Below are 17,072 nucleotides of genomic sequence, written 5' to 3'. Positions count from 1 at the left end.
TTCGGCAAAAACGCCGCGTCGCGTCATGTTGGCAAGAAATAAGGCACGTTTGCGGCTACGGCTACCGCCAGAGGATAAATCCTCCGTTACGCCGGCTTCCCCTGCACCGGCCCTACTGGCCGGTGCCTGGCTGTGCCGCTGGCGCGGCGGGAGCGGGCGGCGCTGGCGGTGGTGCCGCCGGTGCCGCGAGCGTTTCCTTGCTGTTCGGGTCGCGGAAAAAGCGGAAGAACTCGGAATTCGGCGACAGCACCATCGTCGTTCCGGTGCTGTTCAGCGCCGTGCCATAGGCATTCATCGATCGATAGAAATCGAAGAAGGCCGGATCGCGCTGATAGGCCCCGGCAAACGTCGCGCTGCGCTGGGCTTCACCTTCACCACGCAGGATTTCAGACTCTTTTTGCGCTTCGGCGACGATTTCCACCACTTCGCGGTCGGCGCGGGCCCTGATCCGCTGCGCTGCCTCATTGCCTCGCGCCCTCAGCCGCTCGGCTTCGGCGAGACGTTCGGCCTTCATGCGGTCGAAGGTCTGCTGCGAGACCTCAGCCGTGAGATCGGTGCGGCGGATGCGGACATCCTCGATCTGCAGGCCAAGCGAGGTGGCGTCGGGCCTCAGTTGATCGCGTACCTCGCGCATCATCACGGCGCGCTCTTCCGAGAGTGCCGCCTCGAAGTCGCGCAGGCCGTAGACGCGGCGCAAGGCGGCGTCGAGACGCGTCCTCAGCCGGGCCTCGGCCAGTTCGATCTGGCCGGAGACCGCGGCGCGAAACACGCGCGGATCCGAGATACGATAGGCGATAAAGGCATCGACCTCATAGAACTTGCCGCCCGAAACCTGGACGCGGATGTTGTCGAGGTCGAAGCGCAGGACCCTGTTTTCGATCAGCTGCACGGTGTCGGCATCGAAGAAGGAGAACGGCGCCTTGAAATAGATGCCTGGCTGGTTCTTGACGTCGACGATTTCGCCGAACCTGAGCACCAGCGCCTGCTGGCGCGCATTGACGACGAAGACAGACGAATAGAGCAGGAACAGGATGACCGCGGCGATGACCGCAATGACGGGAAGACGGTTGGCCATCACTGGTTTCCTCCGGCGGCCGGTGCCGGCGCCTTCTGCTGCAATGCGGGCAGCGGCAGGTAGGGAACGACCCCTTGCCCATTGCCTTGCTCGACGATGACCTTGCTCGAATCCTTCAGCACCCTCTCCATTGTTTCCAGGTAAAGCCGCTTGCGCGTCACCTCCGGCGCCTTTGCATATTCGTCATAGACCGAGATGAAGCGCTGCGCCTCGCCTTCGGCCTCCTGCACGACCCGGTTCTTGTAGGCGGCCGCGTCTTCGCGGATCTGCGCGGCAGCGCCGCGCGCCTGGCCGAGCTTCTGGTTGGAATACTGATTGGCCTGCTCGACGAACTTGTCCTCGTCCTGTTCGGCCCGCTGCACCTCGTCGAACGCGTCCGCCACCTCGCGCGGCGGCGCGGCATCCTCGATCGAAATGGCGTTGACGTTGAGGCCGGCCTTGTAGCCGTCCAGCGTCGTCTGGATGATCTCACGCACCGACGCCGCAATTCCTTGCCGGTCGTCGCGGAAAATGTCCTGCGCCGGGCGCCGGCCGACCGCTTCACGCATCGCGCTTTCGGCGACCTGCTGCAGCATGCCGCCGGGGTCGGACACGTCGAACAGATAGGCCTTCGGGTCGGAAACCTGATAGGCCACAGAGAATTGCACGTTGACGATGTTCTGATCGCCGGAAAGCATCAGACCATTGCCGCTGGTGCTGCCGCCACCGATGCTGACAAGCTGCTCGGCGATGTTGGCGGTCTCGACCGTTTCAATGGGCCACCAATGGAAATGCAGGCCAGGCTGCGAGAGTTCCGCCTTCGGCTTGCCGAACCTGAGCTCCACCGCAACTTCGTCGGGCTGCACGGTGTAGACCGCCTTGAACGCCCACAGCACCACCAGCGCCGCAGCAATCAGCCCGAACACCGCCGGGCTCGCGCCACCGCCGCCCGGCAGTGCGCGCCGCAACCTATCCTGCCCACGCCGGATGATATCCTCGAGATCAGGAGGCGAGCCCTGCGGGCCGCTGGGTCCCTTGGGTCCCTGTCCCCAAGGTCCCTGATTGTTGCCGCCGCCCCACGGGCCGCCGCCGCCGCTCTTGTCGTTCCAGGGCATGAATGTCCTTTCGCTTGGAATTCCCTCAAGCGCCGGCTCACCGGCGCAAAATCCAACATTATTCTTCTATAGGGATGCAACGGCACGCTTTCAACGCGATCGGCTGCCGTCACAGTCCGCCTTTGGGTCCATTTAGACCTGTCGCGACGCTTTGTCGTCTTCAATTCACATCGCGGCGCCGCTCGTAAACCGAATAGCGTGTCGCATGGCTGTCCTTCTCACCGGCCTCAACCTCCTGTGAGTAGACTATCCGCCACAGTGCCGGGTCGATCGGCGGGAAATGAGCGTCGCCGTCGACCGCGGCCAGCACATGGGTGACGTGCAGCCGATCGGCCAGCGGCAGCGCCTGAGCATAGATCTCGCCGCCGCCGATGACGCAGATCTCGTCGGCGCCTGCCATGCAGCGCCCGCGCACCGTCGCCAGCGCGATTGCGTCCTCGATCGAGTGCGCGACTTCTACGCCCTCGGCGCGCCATGCCCTGTCCCGCGTCACCACGATGTTGAGCCTGCCCGGCAACGGCCGGCCGATGCCTTCATAGGTCTTGCGGCCCATGATGATAGGCTTGCCCATCGTATCGGCCTTGAACCGCTTGAGATCGGTGGAAAGCCGCCACGGCAACCCACCCTCGCGCCCGATCACGCCGTTCTCGGCGATGGCGACGTAGATCGCGAGGTCCATCAGCCGCCGTTCCCGCCATCGGATGGCTCCAGCAGCAATATGTCAACGTCGCGCTCGGGGTAGAAGTTCTGCGCCTTCATCTCGAACGTCGTCGGTCCGATCTTCCTGACGTTTTCGCCGCAAAACGAGACCAGGTTCTTCGGATCGCCCTTGTCGACGGTCAGCTTGAACGTGCCGATGTTTCCCGACGCCCAGTTGCCGCCCGTGGTCAGGATATAGGCGATGCGGTTCTCGAAATATTTGGGGTAGCCGTCGGGATCGTCCTTGGCTGCCTTGCGCACGGCGTTCTCGAACGTGTCATCCATGCAGTAGCGGGTCTTGTAGGGGGCATACTGGCCCTGGAACTGGCCGTCATAGAAGAAACTGACCGAGGAGGTGCCGCCGACGCTCGGCTTGTAGCGATGCGAGACATGCACCGCCTTGTTGGCCGGAAAGGTCGAGCGCCACCAATAGGTCGAGCGCAATTGCCAGAACGGCGTATAGACGGTCTTCATGCCCGAACCGTCATCGGCAGTGTCTTCGATGATGATGCCGCGGTTGACCCAGTCGTCGGTGACCGCTTGCGGCAGCTTTGCCAGCGCTGCCTTGGCCGCATCGCCGAATGGATAGAAAGGCACGCCCTGCGCCTCCAGGTCGGCGCCGATGTCGATGGCGAGCGCGAACACCTTCTGCTCGAGCTGCGGCTTTGCCGGCACCCCGTCGATCGTCACTTCGAAGCCGAGGAAATTGTCGCTCTGCGCCTCGGGAATCGCCGGTATTTCTTCGGGGTCGCCTTCGATGTCGGGCATCGGAAAGGCGACGATCGCATCGACATCCTTGTCGGTGTTGTTGCGGAAGACGTAATCGACCGTCACCTTTTCCGGCGAGATGTAGAGATCCTCGCTTTCCATCGCCACCGCATCGCTGCGCGACAGGATCAGCCCACCGGTGCCGAGTTCGGCGACCGAATCATTGGCGAGTGCGGGCGTAGCCGAGAGCGCCAAGGCTGCGGTCAGGACGTAACGGAACATGGAAACTCCCCCGGCGAAAATGCCAACATGACTCTAGCCGTTCAATGTGGCGTTTCAAAGCCTTTCGGCAAACGCGCCGGCGCGTGCCGGCTTGTCGTGTCGGTCTAGACACGCCGGTCTCGATCGGGCAGGAGTTCGCTCATGCGCAAGCTTCTTGTCATCGGCATCGGCGCCGGCAATCCGGAGCACATGACGGTCCAGGCCATCAACGGCCTCAATCGGGCCGACGTGCTGTTCATCCCCGACAAGGGCGCGAAGAAGAACGATCTCGCCGAATTGCGCCGCCAGATCTGCGACCGCTTCGTCATCAATCCGAACTCGCGCCGCGTTGAATTCGATGTGCCGGTGCGCGCCGAGCCGGCGCCTTCCTACCGCTCGACCGTCGACGACTGGCACGAGGCGATCGCCGCGATCTATGAAGGCCTGATTCGCGGCGAACTCCCCGAAGATGGCTGCGGCGCCTTCCTGATCTGGGGCGATCCTTCGCTCTATGACAGCGCGCTGCGTATCCTGGAGCGCGTGCGCCTCAGAGGCAATGTCGCGTTCGAACTGGAGGTCATCCCTGGCATCACCGCCATCCAGGCACTCGCAGCCAGTCACAAAATGGCATTGAACCGCATCGGCGACGCCATTTTGATCACCACCGGCCGCCGGCTCGCCGAGGAAGGTCTGCCCGAAAACGCCGGCAGCACCATCGTCATGCTGGACGGCAAATGCGCCTTCAACACGCTGGCCGACAAGGACGTTAGCGTCCACTGGGGCGCCTATCTCGGCACACCCGACGAGATCATCATCTCGGGCCGGATTGGCGACGTCAGCGACGAGATCGTCAGCACTCGTGAGGAGGCCCGCCGGAAAAAGGGCTGGATCATGGACACCTATCTGCTGCGCAAGCCGGGCGAGCCTGAGGAGTGACAGGGATTGAGCGCGGCATGAATTCCGCCGAGTTCACGCAGCATCGATCTCGGCCTGCAGCGCCTCCATATGCGCCGCCGCTGCTGAAGACGCAGCCCGCTCGATGGCGCGGAAGCGGCTGACCACCGCAAGCCCGACCGACGTCAATTGGGCGCCACCGCCTTTCTTGCCGCCCGTCTGTGCCGCAACCAGCGGCTTGCCGAACACGCGGTTCATGTCCTCGACCAGATCCCAAGCGTGCTTGTAGGACATCTCCATGCCGCGCGCCGCGGCCGAAATCGAGCCGAAGGCAGCGATCTGTTCCAGAAGCTCGATCTTGCCCGGCCCGATGCGGCCATCTGGATCGAGATTTATCCGCAAGCTCAGCGACGGCATTTGCTCCTCCGCGGTCACGCCATTCTACAAGTTCTCCAGCGATACCGCTATTCCAACACGATATAGCGAATCATCGGCCGTTCACCCATCCGCCTCGCCGGGGAGGCCGGCGCCGGTATTTGCCCGGTCGAAGCTCACCGTCTTGACCACCGCGAAGACCTTTCGACCAAGCTGGAGCCCTAGCGTCTGCCGCGACTGTTCAGTGATGCGGGCAAGCACGGTTGCGCCATTGCAGTCGATGCCGATCTCGACCGTAGGCCCTTCGCCCGGCTTTATCGCCATGATCGCGCCCGGGAATATGTTGAGCGCGCTGAGGCCAACCGGCTGCTCGGTGGCGATCATCACGTCGCGGGCGCGGATGCGGACGCGCACCGGCGCACCGACCGGCGTTGCCAGAAGCGGCACACGGATCTCGCCCGCCGCCGAGCCAAGCACGGTCATGCCAAACGCCTCGTCGTGGCGCAGAACCGCGGTATCCAGCACGGCACCGCCCTCGCCGCGCTCTTCGGCCGGCAATAGATCCAGACGCTGCATGATCACTCCGGTTGGACCGGAAGCAGCGACCTTGCCCTGCATCAGTACCACGACGTCGCTCGCCAACCGCGCCACTTCGGCGATCGAGTGGCTGACATAGACGATCGGGATTTTCGTCTCGTCGCGCAGCCGCTCGATATAAGGCAAGATCTCGGCCTTGCGCGCCTCGTCGAGCGACGCCAGCGGCTCGTCCATCAGCAGCAATTTCGGACTGGCAAGCAGCGCCCTGCCGATTGCCACGCGCTGCTTCTCGCCACCGGAGAGTTTTGCCGGCCGCCGGTCGAGCAAATGGCCGATCCCGAGCAGTTCGACCACGCCATTGATATCCGCGTAGCGCTCAGCAGCCGGCGTGAACCAGCGGCCATAGCGCAGATTGCTCGCCACGCTCATATGCGGAAACAGCCGCGCGTCCTGGAACACCATGCCGATCCGCCGCTTGTGCTTCGGCATGAACAAGCCGGCATCGCTATCGACCAGCACACGGCCGTCGGCCGCGATACGGCCTTTGTCGGGGCGGATCAGCCCGGCAATCAGGTTGATCAGCGTCGTCTTTCCGGAGCCGGAAGGCCCGAACAGCGCAGTCAGCCGCCCGGCGCTTTCGAAGCGGGCATTGACGGCGAAATCGCCAAGCCGGTGGCTGATGTCGACCTGAACCGTCATTCGATGTCCATCCGCCGGCCGACGCGTCGCGCCAGCACTTCCGAGGCGACCAGTGCCGCCATCGAGATGACGATCGAGATCAGCGTCAGCCTGAGCGCGCCGGCGTCGCCGCCGGGAACCTGCGTGAAAGTGTAGATCGCCGACGGCAGCGTCTGCGTCTCGTTCGGAATGTTGGAGACGAAGGTGATCGTCGCGCCGAATTCGCCCATCGCCTTGGCGAAGGAGAGGATCGCACCGGCGATCAGGCCGGGCAGGATCAGCGGCAGCGTGATCGTGCCGAACACCCATAATGGATTGGCGCCGAGCGTGCCGGCGGCCGCCTCGATTTTGCGGTCGACCGCTTCGATCGACAGCCGGATCGCCCGCACCATCAGCGGAAAACCCATCACGCCGCAGGCGAGCGCGGCGCCGGTCCAGCGAAAGGAAAAAACGATGCCGATATGTTCGGCCAGGAAAGCTCCGGCCGGACCGCGCTTGCCGAAAGTCAAAAGCAGCAAATAGCCGGTCACCACCGGCGGGAGGATCAGCGGCAGATGCACCAGCCCGTTGAGCAGCGTCTTGCCCCAGAACTGGCCGCGGGCGAGCACAAGAGCGATCGCTACGCCCGGCGGCAGGCTGGCAATCATCGCCACGGTCGCCACCTTGATGGACAGTCGGACCGCATTCCATTCGTCGGGAGCGAGATCCAGCAGCCAGCTCATGCTCAGGGCCGTTCGTCAGTTGCTCGGCGCAAGCACGGTAAAACCTTGCGCCTTGAAGAGTTCGCCAGCCTTGGCGGATTGCAGGCATTTCAGGAATGCCGGGGTATCCTTGCCCTTCGAATCCGCAAGCTGGGCAACCGGATAGATGATCGGCGGATGTGTATTGTCGGGGAAAGTGCCGACCACCTTCACGCCAGGCTCGGCATGCGCGTCGGTGGCATAGACGATGCCGAGTGCTGCCTCGCCGGTCGACACCAGCTTTAGGGCGGCGCGCACATTCTCGGCCTGCGCCACGTTGCCTTCGACGGAAGACCAGACACCGAGCGATTCGAGCGCCGCCTTGCCGTATTTGCCTGCCGGCACCGCCTTGAAATCGCCCATGGCAAGTTTGCCGTCACCCACGAGCCCGGCAAGATCGAAACCCTTTTCAATCCTGGTTTCAACCTTGGAATCCTGCGGCGCGATCAGCACGATCTGGTTGCCGAGCAATTTCACTTCGGTGTCGGGCTTGGTCAGCTCCTTGTCGGAAAGATATTTCATCCAGTCGAGATCGGCCGAGATGAACACGTCCGCCGGCGCGCCGCTTTCAATCTGCTTGGCCAGCGCCGAGCTCGCCGCGTAGGAAATGGTTGCCGCCTCGCCGACACTGGCCTCGCAGGCCTTGTTGACGGCATCGAGCCCGTCCTTCAGGCTCGCCGCGGCAAACACGACCACCTTGTCATCGGCATGGGCCGCCGGCACCGCGGCCATCAGCATGGCAGCGAGACCCGCGATGGCAATCGTCGTCGAACCTTTGCGCGCCAGCATGAACTCTCCTCGTCTCGGATCGCCCGAAGCCGTCCATCGATATATCCATGTGAACATAACAAGGAAAGGCTCTTTACCAGGCGACGGCATTCTGAGCTGCGGTTTTCTCCGCCTGCGATAACCTCCTTTAGATACAGCGGTATCGAGGTCGAAGAAAATATCGCATGGAATCTGTTGCGCGCACCACAGACGTCGGTCGATCAAGATGGATGCTGACAACGTCCGAGGGCGTAGCCGCAGTAGGCAATTTCGATATGCACAGTCAGGTAGGGTGCTAAACCGCGATCGGCGCCTTGATCGTCGCGTCGGCGAAATAGTTGTCGAGCCGGAAATCCTCGAAGCCGAAGGCAAAGAGATCCTTCACCTCGGGATTGATCCATAGCGTCGGCAACGCCTTGGGCGTACGCCGCAATTGTTCGCGCGCCTGCTCGAAATGGTTCGAGTAAAGATGCGCGTCGCCGAGCGTGTGGATGAAATCGCCGGGTTTCAATCCGGTCACCTGCGCCACCATCAGCGTCAGCAACGCATAGGAAGCGATGTTGAAGGGCACACCGAGAAAGATGTCGGCGGAGCGCTGATAGAGCTGGCAGGAAAGCTTGCCTTCCGAAACATAGAACTGGAATAGGCAGTGGCAGGGCGGCAACGCCATGGCCTCTACCTCGGCAGGGTTCCACGCCGAAACGATCAGCCGCCGCGAGTTAGGATTTTTGCGTATCTCCTTCAGAAGATTCGCAATCTGGTCGATGGCGCCGCCATGGCCGTCCGGCCACGAACGCCATTGCTTGCCATAGACCGGGCCGAGATCGCCATTCTCGTCGGCCCACTCATCCCAGATCGAGACGCCGTGATCGTTGAGATATTTGATGTTGGTGTCGCCGGCCAGGAACCACAAAAGCTCATGGATGATCGACTTGAGGTGCAGCTTCTTGGTGGTGGTGACCGGAAAGCCGCGGGCCAGGTCGAAGCGCATCTGGTAGCCGAATATCGAGCGTGTTCCGGTGCCGGTACGGTCGCCGCGATCTGCGCCGTTTTCCAGCACATGCTTCAGAAGGTCGAGATACTGGCGCATCGGCTCCGGTCCGATTCGGGTTGTCAGCCATCATAGCCGAATGACCGTCGGCCGAACACAGCAAAGCGAGACAATTCCAGCAGAAGCCTCGCCAGCATCAGCGGCGAGTTTGTTCAGAGCGAGCCGAGCATGCCCAGATCCTTGGCGACAAGATAATAGAACGTCACCCGGCTCTTGCTGTTGTCGGCCGCCATCGCCTTGCAGGTCTTTTCGATAGCCGCATCCGCCTTGGCGCCGTCGGTGACACCGAGCTTGCCAGCGACCCAGCTGTTCCTGACGCGCTTCAGTTCCTCCGGGTCGGTGCAGGACACCAGCGAGGAATCGCGGTTCCTGAGCGCGATGCCCAGATGCTTGACGATCTTGGCGACCGCGTCGGCATCCGCCGCCGCATCATATTTTTTTACGTCTGCGAGATAATCGGCCATCGAATTTCCCCTCGTCGGCGCCACGGGATCCGGTCGATGAGGATTGTGGCGCGCTGCCGCAACTGTGCGCTGGGTCTCCTCACCGCCACAAAGCTTCGGTTGAGACCGGCTGCAAGTCAACCCCTTGATGATCCACTTTGACACGGACGAAAGTGGCATTCCGGCCTTTCATTTTCCACCGCCAGTCCCTATATTCGCCTCGTCGGCTGGACCGACTATGGTGATAAACAGGCGATGAAATAAGCCGTTCGGACCCGGGGGCGGTACCCGGCGCCTCCACCAAAAACCGCTGCTCAAGAGCGGCTTTTGCTGGGGGCGAAATAGGATCGACGAAGGTGTAAAGATCGTACTTTTGCCCGGCATTGTACCACCGTTATCGGGCTAAACTTATAGTTGCCAACGACAACTATGCGGAAGCACGTCTCGCCGCGTAAGCGGTGCGATAGCTTCAATTCAAGCCCTAGTGGTTCGCACTTCTAGGCGGGGTTCGGAGGTACCTGGCAACAGAAACCTCCATTTCTTCTTTTTTGATATGTGCAGCTGCAGGCCTCGCCGGCTGGGCTTTTTATGCGCCCTGATACGCTCAAGACGCCGCGGCGTTTATACCAGCCCCTGGCTGACCGCGTCGATCGCACCGGCGAATGTTTCACCAGTAGCCTCATCGGGCAACAGCATCTCATTGTGCCCTCTGCCCGTCCGGATCATCGGAAAACAATTGGCGAGCTTGGCAACACGACAGTCGAGGAGCACCGGCCGGTCCACGTCGATCATTTCCTGTATCGCATCGTCAAGGTCGGCTGGTTTGTCACAGCGCAGGCCGACCGCTCCGAACGCCTCGGCCAATTTGACAAAATCGGGCAAGGCCTCGGAATAGGAATGCGCGAGGCGGTTGCCATGAAGGATTTGCTGCCACTGGCGAACCATGCCCATATATCCGTTGTTCAGGATGAATATCTTGATCGGCGCGTCGTACTGGACTGCCGTCGACAGCTCTTTCATGGTCATCTGAACCGACGCGTCGCCGGCGATATCGATGACGAGGCTGTCCGGATGAGCGATCTGCACGCCGAGCGCCGCCGGCAGGCCGTAACCCATCGTCCCCAGGCCGCCCGAACTCATCCAGCGGTTCGGCTTTTCGAAGCCGTAGAATTGGGCCGCCCACATCTGATGCTGGCCGACTTCAGTGGTGATGTATGTGTCGCGATCCTTCGTCAGCTCGTAAAGGCGCTGCACCGCATATTGCGGCATGATCACGTCGTTGTTCATCTCATAGGAGAACGAATTGCATGCGCGCCAGGCGGCGATCTTTCTCCACCAGTCCTGAAGGCGGCTTCCATCCGGTTTCTGAGATAATGCGCGCCATAGACGAACCATGTCCCCCAGAACATTGCCGACATCGCCTTGTATGCCGATATCGGCGTGGACGTTCTTGTTGATCGAGGACGGATCTATATCGATATGTATCTTCCTGGAGTTGGGCGAAAAAGCATCCACACGCGAGGTCACGCGGTCATCGAAGCGCGCGCCGATACAGATCATGACGTCGCAATCGTGCATCGCCATGTTCGCCTCATAGGAACCATGCAGACCGACCATCTTGAGCCAGTTCTTGCCGGAGGCGGGGTAAGCTCCAAGGCCCATAAGCGTCGAGGTGACCGGAAAGTCGGTCAGTTGAACCAGCTCCCGGAGCAATGTCGATGCTTCCGGGCCGGAATTGACGATGCCGCCGCCGGCATAAATAACGGGACGGCTGGCATTGGCCATCAGCGCTATCGCCTGGCCGATCTTGTTGATGTCGCCCTGCAGCTTCGGTTGATAATTTTTCAGCGCAGCAACGTCCGAAGGCGGCGTGTACATGCCGGACGCAAACAGAACGTCCTTTGGCATGTCGACGAGAACCGGCCCCGGTCGCCCTGACTGGGCGATGTGGAACGCCCTATGGATCGCTGACGCCAGGTCATTGACGTCTTTGACCAAAGAGTTGTGCTTGGTGCAGGATCGCGTGATGCCAATCGTGTCACATTCCTGAAAGGCATCGGAGCCGATCAATGTTGTCGGCACTTGTCCGGACAGACAGACAATCGGCACTGAATCCATCAGCGCGTCCTGCAGGGGCGTCACGGCATTCGTCGTGCCTGGGCCTGACGTGACCAGCATCACGCCGACCTTGCCCGTGGACCGGGCGTAACCCTCGGCGGCATGGCCGGCGCCCTGTTCATGGCGCACGAGGATATGCTTGATGTCGTCCTGCTGGAATATCTCGTCATAGATCGGCAAAATAGCCGCGCCGGGATAGCCGAAAATATGCTCCACACCATTGTCTTTGAGTGCGCGGAGAACGATCTCCGCTCCTGTCATGCGGTTGCTCGTATCCTGAATGGAATTATCGCTTGTCATGGTTCTGTCCCGTAGCGTGATGAGGATGGGTTGACGGGGCATCGCCGAAATCGGGCGTAAGAAGAATTTCGGGCATAAAAAAAGGCCCCGTCGGGAGCCTGTTTGTCGCGCACGAGTGGCTGTCGCCGGATGGTTACACCATCCTGCCCGTGCGCTTTCCTACCACTGCAAGAACCATTGCGATCTTCATGATGATCGCTGCTACACAGAAAATCGCGCATCGTCAACGTCTCAGGCTGAGGCGTCTCAGGCTGAGGCGAAAACCCAAGGGCTTTCCATCATCGGAACCTCCGATGGCAGCATTCGTATCTTCCCGTTTCCCTTCTCCCCTGCCTTTGTCGAACAAGGCTTCAGTTTCTCGCCGCGTGTCGGTCACGCCCCGCGAGCTACCTGATGGAGATAAGATGAACCAGGAAACCACGCCAAAACCCGAACGCATCCTGATCGTTGGCGGCAGTTCCGGCATGGGGCTGTCGCTTGCCGAACAGCAGCTTGCTGCCGGCGCCGAGGTTACGATCGTCGGCCGCTCCGAGGACCGGTTGTCGGCCGCACGGCAGCACTTGCCTCACCCGGAAAGGCTGAGGACGATCGCAGCCGACGTCACAAGCGAGGACGAGGTCCAGCGCCTGTTCGAGGACGTCGGTACGCTCGACCACATCGTCTCGACCGCTGCCGACATCATCGGCGTCTATGTGTTGCTTCCCGAGATGGACGTCTCGATAGCGCGGAAAGTGATGGATTCCAAAATCGTCGGGCCGCTTCTTCTCGCCAAACACGGCGCGCCTCGTCTGACGCCCAGGGGGTCGATCACGCTGACCTCGGGCATCGCCGCCTATCGTCCGGCGGCGAAAGGCTCGGTGGTGGCAGCCGTTAATGGGGCCCTTGGCTCACTCGCCTACGCGCTTGCCGTCGAACTGGCGCCGATCCGCGTCAATGTCGTCTCGCCGGGCTGGGTCGACACGCCGATTTGGGATGCCGTCGTCGGCAGCGGAAAGACGGCTGCGCTGGACGCCATGGCAAAGCGTCTGCTCGTCGGCCGGATCGGCCGGGCAGCCGACGTTGCCCAAGCTATCACGTCCCTGATGCATAACGGCTTCATCACCGGAACCGTGCTTCATGTCGATGGTGGCCAGCGATTGGTCTAGTGATGGCCAGACCTCGCGAACCATTGCGAGGAACAGTTGCAAGACCGGCGCTTGAATGCGCCGGTGGCGCCATACCATGGTGACCGGCGTCACCGGGCTGCTTCCGACCCAAGGCAGCACGACGATATTGGCGTCAGCCGCAGAACCCACGAGACGCGGGACCAGCGCGCATCCAAGACCGGCTGCAACAAGGCCCCGTATCGCGCCCATGCTGGCGAACTCGCCGACCAGTTTTGGATGGTCAGGCAACGTTGCGGCAAACGTTTCGTCGAACATCCGCCTGTAGACGCAACCGGGCTGGGTGACGAGGAAGGCCTCGTCAGCCAGATCGTCGGGCGTTATGGCAGAATATCCGGCCAACCGGTGATTTGCCGGCATTATGATGACGAGCTCTTCTTCTGCCACCTGCTCGCTTCGCAGCTCCGGCGCCGCCACCGGGGCGGCCCCGAAATGCAAAGACACGTCCAGCGCCCCGCTGGCCACGCCGGCACGCAACCGGCCGCTATCGTCCGCCTGGAGGTTCAGTTCCACGTCTGGATAGCGCCGGTGGAATTCGCTCAGCAAGGCTGGCAAGCGCGTAACGCAAAGCGTCTCCAGGCCGCCGACAGTCAGGCGACCGGCAACCGTGCCGCTCGCGTCGGCGACAGCGGAACGGGCTTCGTCCGCGAGGTCGAGGAGATCGTTTGCGTAGTCCAGCAGGCGCTGTCCCGCCGCCGTCAGCTTCAAGGCACGCCGTGACCTGTCGAACAGCGACGTGCCCAGATCGGCTTCCAGCGCCTGGATCTGTTCCGTCACGCTCGATTGGGCAAGATGAACCCGCTCGGAGGCGCGTGTGATGTTCAAGGTGGTGGCGACCGCCACGAATGTCTTGAGATGTCGAAGCTGCATGTCCTGAACCCGTCATATAGGCATAGGCTGCTTTGAACCGGGATCGCAAACGTGAAAGGCCGGGAACATCGCCCGGCCTTTTTTGTCTCGCTAGGAGAAGCTTACTCCGCCGGCGCTTCCGCAGCTTCGCGGCTGCGGCCGAGCGTTACCTTGGCCAGCGTGAAGGAGATCGCCGCGCAGAGCGTGATGCCCGCCACCATTGGCAGCGGCGTGCCGTCAAAGAACACGCCGGCGACACCCATGGCGACCGCGCCGATGGCGAAGTGCAGCGTGCCCATCAGCGCCGACGCCGTGCCGGCGATCTCACCATGCTCTTCCATGGCCAGCACCGACGTGGTCGGGATAACCAGGCCGAGGAAACCGTAGCCGACGAACAGCAGGGCCGCCATCACGTCGAGCCGGTCGACACCCGAGGCCATCACCGCGAACAACACCACCATCGTCGTCGCATAGCCGGTCACCGCGACGCGTACCACGCGCTGCAGCCCGAACCGCTCCGACAGCAACCCGGTCAGCTGCGACATGCCGATGAAGGCAACCGCATTGATCGAGAAGAACACGCTGTAGACCGAAGGCGACAGCCCGTAATGGTCGATCAGGATGAAGGACGAGCTCGACAGATAGACGAAGAAGCTCGCAATGCCGAAGCCGGCGATGGCCGTCAGGCCAAGGAAGTTGCGGTCGCCCATCAGGAAGCGGTAGCCGGAAAGTGCCGTCCCGAAGGACGACCCGGCGCGCTCCTCGACCGGCCGCGTCTCCTTGAGCGAGGTCGCCAGCAGGATGGTGGCGAGCACGGCCGCGCCCGTCACCGTCCAGAACACGGCGCGCCAGCCGAAATTCTCGATGATCTGGCTACCGGTCAGTGGCGCCAGGATCGGCGACACCGAAAACACCAGCATCAACAGCGACATCAACTTGGCGGCCTCGGTGCCGGTATGCAGATCGCGCACGATCGCGCGCGGCACGGCCATGCCGGCGCTGGCGCCGAGCCCTTGCAGGAAGCGGAAGGCGATCAGCCATTCGATCGAGGGAGCCAGCGCCGAGCCGACGCCGCCGACCATGAACAGCGCCAGGCCGCCGTAGAGCGGCAGCTTGCGGCCGACCATGTCGGAGATCGGTCCGACGACGATCTGGCCGAAGCCCATGGAAAGAAAGAAGATCAGCAGGCTCATTTGCACCGCGGCAGTGCCGGCATGCAGATCCTCGCCGATTGACGGAAGGGCCGGAAGATACATGTCGATGGCAAACGGGCCGATGGCGGACAATAGGCCGAGCACGACCGCAATGCGGAGGAATTTGGCGTTCATGATAGCAGGCTCTTTCGAATTCTGGTTGCCGCCGAGGACCGGCGTGTAACCCTAGGACGTTCCATCCCGTGGAGTTCCGACTCTTCTCCGGAACGAAACTCCCTTCGTGCAGGTCCACAAATTTAGACAGGCTTGTCTAATTCGTCAACCACCTCTATATAGTTTTGCATGAAGCTCAACGTTTCTCCTGACATTTTCCCGCCGCGGGGCCATGAAGCCAAGCGGATGTCGATTGTCGACGCCGCCGCCTCGGTCTTCTGCCGCGAAAGCTTCGCCGGTGCCAATATCGACATGATTGCCGCCGAGGCCGGCGTCTCGCGCCAGACCATCTACAATCATCACGGCGACAAGGAAAAACTCTTCATTGCCATCGTCCGCGACCTCACCGAACGTTGCAATGCCAGCATCTTTGCCACGATTTCCACTTTTCCCGATCAGCCGAAGGATCTCGAGGCCGATCTCATCGCCTTTGCTGTGCGGATGAACCACAACTGCATCTGCAACCGCGACGGCAAATTCCTGCGCAAGCTGATCCAGACCGAGGGCGGGCGCTATCCCGAGTTGTTCGCCGAATGGCGCGAAGAAGGACCGGGCAGGACATGGCCGGCGATCGCCGCCCGCTTCGCCCGCCTCGCTCATGCGGGCTTCCTTGATATCGACGATCCCGATGTCGCAGCGCGCCAGTTCATGGCGCTTGCCAATGCCGAGTTGCAGACGACGTTCATGCTCGGCGGTACACCGACCGAGGACGAGGTGGTGCAATCGGCGACAAATGGCGTGCGCACCTTCCTGCGCGCCTTCGGCAAGCGGCAGCATGTGGTCCGGGCAAGCAAACAGGGCGTGCTCGCCAGCGCTTGACGATCAAAGCCGTTTGGCGATCAAATCGTCGCCAACAGGCTTCGCTTCCGCACCCCGGCGATCTATATCCGGTTTACGCCGCGCTCAAGCTTGATTACAGCTATCAGGACGATTCAACGGAAGCCGACAGCCACATGGCCGACGACCACATCCGCTACGACATTCTGGCCCAGGAGGCGTTGCGCGGCGTCATGCGCAAGGTCCTGGCCGAGGTCGCGCGCACCGGTCTCCCAGGCAACCATCACTTCTTCATCACATTTCTCACCGGCGCGCCGGGCGTGCGCGTATCTTCGCGGCTGCGCGAACGCTATCCCGAACAGATGACCATCGTTATTCAGTTCCAATATTGGGACCTGAAGGTGAGCGACACCGGCTTCGAGGTCGGGCTGTCGTTTTCCGACGTGCCGGAGAAACTGGAAATCCCGTTCTCGGCCGTACGCGGCTTTTACGATCCGTCCGTCAACTTCGAGCTCGAATTCGACGTCAAGACGGATACCCCGGCTGAACAGGAGACAAAGGCCAAGCCTGCTCCCGAGCCGCTGGCCATCGTCGCCGAGAAAAAGCCTGAGACGAAGAAGAAAACCGCTGAGGCGGAAAAGAAGCCTGCCGCGGCCGACGCCGGCGCCAAGGGGGCCGACGTGGTGTCGCTCGACGCCTTCCGCAAGAAGTGACCCGACGGGCGGCGTGACATGGCCGAGATCGTCAATCTCCGTCAGGCACGCAAGCAGAAGGCGCGAGCCGAGAAGGAGCGCCTGGCCGAACAGAACCGGGCGCTGCATGGCCGTTCCAAAACCAGCCGGGATCGCGACCGCCTGATCGCCGACAAGGCCGACAAATTCGTCGCCAGTCATCGCCGGGAAAAATCGGGCGATTCGGACAAATCCGATGCTTGAAGTGTGAGGGCGGTCGCGTGAGCCCGGTCGAAAAGCGCTCGGTCACCATTCGCGGCCACCGCACCAGCTATTCGCTCGAAAAGCCTTTTTACGACGACCTGGTCGCCATCGCGGCCGCGCGAAAATTGACGCTCGCCGCGCTTGTCGCCGAAATCGACGAGAGCCGCCCGCGCGATGCGAACCTCTCCTCGGCGCTCAGGCTCTATGTGCTGGACTGGGCCAAGCGCCGCAAGTTGTAGC

18 protein-coding genes, 1 other RNA gene and 1 pseudogene are annotated in these 17,072 nt (G+C 62.0%); 7 read left to right on the top strand and 13 right to left on the bottom strand.

Translation table 11 applies throughout. The annotated features are described in order from the left end of the window. Window positions 1–112: 112 nt before the first annotated feature. From hflC to NKI22_RS14220, 4 genes are all read right to left on the bottom strand, one after another. Window positions 113–1,075 (bottom strand): protease modulator HflC, encoded by a 963-nt coding sequence (hflC, locus tag NKI22_RS14235; RefSeq protein WP_023720808.1) that lies wholly within the window; start codon window positions 1,073–1,075, stop codon window positions 113–115. Beyond that, window positions 1,075–2,169, bottom strand: coding sequence for an FtsH protease activity modulator HflK (gene hflK, locus NKI22_RS14230; RefSeq protein ID WP_023720809.1), 1,095 nt, complete (start codon window positions 2,167–2,169; stop codon window positions 1,075–1,077). Before hflK ends, hflC begins: the two co-directional genes overlap by 1 nt. 160 nt (window positions 2,170–2,329) lie before the next feature. Then, entirely contained in the window at window positions 2,330–2,848 is a 519-nt protein-coding gene (locus tag NKI22_RS14225; protein ID WP_023720810.1) for a dihydrofolate reductase, read from the bottom strand. After that, window positions 2,848–3,858, bottom strand: coding sequence for a DUF4424 domain-containing protein (locus NKI22_RS14220; RefSeq protein WP_352495175.1), 1,011 nt, complete (start codon window positions 3,856–3,858; stop codon window positions 2,848–2,850). Before NKI22_RS14220 ends, NKI22_RS14225 begins: the two co-directional genes overlap by 1 nt. A gap of 141 nt (window positions 3,859–3,999) precedes the next feature. Between NKI22_RS14220 and cobF the strand changes: the two genes are divergently transcribed. Next, window positions 4,000–4,773 carry a precorrin-6A synthase (deacetylating) gene (cobF, locus tag NKI22_RS14215; protein ID WP_023720812.1) on the top strand — a complete coding sequence of 258 codons (774 nt, stop codon included), beginning with the start codon at window positions 4,000–4,002 and terminating at the stop codon, window positions 4,771–4,773. 33 nt (window positions 4,774–4,806) lie between these two features. Here the strand turns inward: cobF and NKI22_RS14210 are convergent, their stop codons facing one another. From NKI22_RS14210 to NKI22_RS14185, 6 genes are all read right to left on the bottom strand, one after another. Next, window positions 4,807–5,148 (bottom strand): winged helix-turn-helix domain-containing protein, encoded by a 342-nt coding sequence (locus NKI22_RS14210; protein ID WP_023676697.1) that lies wholly within the window; start codon window positions 5,146–5,148, stop codon window positions 4,807–4,809. Between the two features lie 81 nt (window positions 5,149–5,229). After that, window positions 5,230–6,342: a molybdenum ABC transporter ATP-binding protein gene (modC, locus tag NKI22_RS14205; RefSeq protein ID WP_352851048.1), complete on the bottom strand. Its 1,113-nt coding sequence runs from the start codon at window positions 6,340–6,342 to the stop codon at window positions 5,230–5,232. After that, the gene (gene modB / locus NKI22_RS14200; protein ID WP_023720814.1) at window positions 6,339–7,043 is read right to left on the bottom strand and encodes a molybdate ABC transporter permease subunit; all 705 of its coding nucleotides are present in this window, start codon (window positions 7,041–7,043) and stop codon (window positions 6,339–6,341) included. The genes modC and modB overlap by 4 nt, the downstream gene beginning before the upstream one ends. A gap of 15 nt (window positions 7,044–7,058) precedes the next feature. Beyond that, on the bottom strand, window positions 7,059–7,850 hold the full coding sequence (modA, locus tag NKI22_RS14195) for a molybdate ABC transporter substrate-binding protein (RefSeq protein ID WP_031194508.1): 792 nt from the start codon (window positions 7,848–7,850) through the stop codon (window positions 7,059–7,061). A 274-nt stretch (window positions 7,851–8,124) separates the two neighbouring features. Further along, window positions 8,125–8,919 (bottom strand): thymidylate synthase, encoded by a 795-nt coding sequence (locus tag NKI22_RS14190; protein ID WP_352482986.1) that lies wholly within the window; start codon window positions 8,917–8,919, stop codon window positions 8,125–8,127. A 113-nt stretch (window positions 8,920–9,032) separates the two neighbouring features. Further along, window positions 9,033–9,344 (bottom strand): DUF2853 family protein, encoded by a 312-nt coding sequence (locus tag NKI22_RS14185; protein ID WP_023676702.1) that lies wholly within the window; start codon window positions 9,342–9,344, stop codon window positions 9,033–9,035. A gap of 162 nt (window positions 9,345–9,506) precedes the next feature. On the opposite strand from NKI22_RS14185, the gene ssrA reads away from it, so the two are divergent. Then, window positions 9,507–9,862, top strand: a transfer-messenger RNA (tmRNA) gene (ssrA, locus tag NKI22_RS14180). An 82-nt stretch (window positions 9,863–9,944) separates the two neighbouring features. Here ssrA and NKI22_RS14175 read toward each other — a convergent pair. Continuing rightward, on the bottom strand, window positions 9,945–11,741 hold the full coding sequence (locus NKI22_RS14175; protein ID WP_023720817.1) for an acetolactate synthase 3 large subunit: 1,797 nt from the start codon (window positions 11,739–11,741) through the stop codon (window positions 9,945–9,947). 404 nt (window positions 11,742–12,145) lie between these two features. Between NKI22_RS14175 and NKI22_RS14170 the strand changes: the two genes are divergently transcribed. Further along, window positions 12,146–12,886 (top strand): SDR family oxidoreductase, encoded by a 741-nt coding sequence (locus tag NKI22_RS14170; RefSeq protein WP_031194509.1) that lies wholly within the window; start codon window positions 12,146–12,148, stop codon window positions 12,884–12,886. A gap of 66 nt (window positions 12,887–12,952) precedes the next feature. On the opposite strand, the pseudogene NKI22_RS14165 reads toward NKI22_RS14170, so the two are convergent. Together NKI22_RS14165 and NKI22_RS14160 are read right to left on the bottom strand one after the other, a co-directional pair. Continuing rightward, window positions 12,953–13,774, bottom strand: a pseudogene (locus NKI22_RS14165) (LysR family transcriptional regulator); the annotation flags it as partial. Window positions 13,775–13,875: 101 nt separating this feature from the next. Further along, the gene (locus NKI22_RS14160) at window positions 13,876–15,081 is read right to left on the bottom strand and encodes a multidrug effflux MFS transporter (RefSeq protein WP_023720819.1); all 1,206 of its coding nucleotides are present in this window, start codon (window positions 15,079–15,081) and stop codon (window positions 13,876–13,878) included. Between the two features lie 168 nt (window positions 15,082–15,249). On the opposite strand from NKI22_RS14160, the gene NKI22_RS14155 reads away from it, so the two are divergent. From NKI22_RS14155 to NKI22_RS14140, 4 genes are all read left to right on the top strand, one after another. After that, entirely contained in the window at window positions 15,250–15,939 is a 690-nt protein-coding gene (locus tag NKI22_RS14155; protein WP_023720820.1) for a TetR/AcrR family transcriptional regulator, read from the top strand. Between the two features lie 134 nt (window positions 15,940–16,073). Continuing rightward, window positions 16,074–16,610, top strand: coding sequence for an SspB family protein (locus tag NKI22_RS14150; protein WP_023676707.1), 537 nt, complete (start codon window positions 16,074–16,076; stop codon window positions 16,608–16,610). An 18-nt stretch (window positions 16,611–16,628) separates the two neighbouring features. Next, the gene (locus NKI22_RS14145; RefSeq protein WP_023720822.1) at window positions 16,629–16,832 is read left to right on the top strand and encodes a DUF4169 family protein; all 204 of its coding nucleotides are present in this window, start codon (window positions 16,629–16,631) and stop codon (window positions 16,830–16,832) included. Between the two features lie 17 nt (window positions 16,833–16,849). Then, the gene (locus NKI22_RS14140) at window positions 16,850–17,071 is read left to right on the top strand and encodes a ribbon-helix-helix domain-containing protein (protein ID WP_023720823.1); all 222 of its coding nucleotides are present in this window, start codon (window positions 16,850–16,852) and stop codon (window positions 17,069–17,071) included. The last annotated feature ends 1 nt before the right edge of the window (window position 17,072 follow it).

Source organism: Mesorhizobium sp. M0778, assembly GCF_040320105.1.
Lineage (GTDB): Bacteria > Pseudomonadota > Alphaproteobacteria > Rhizobiales > Rhizobiaceae > Mesorhizobium.
Note: the sequence above shows the minus strand (reverse complement) of the source record. Positions and strands in the feature narration are given on the sequence as shown.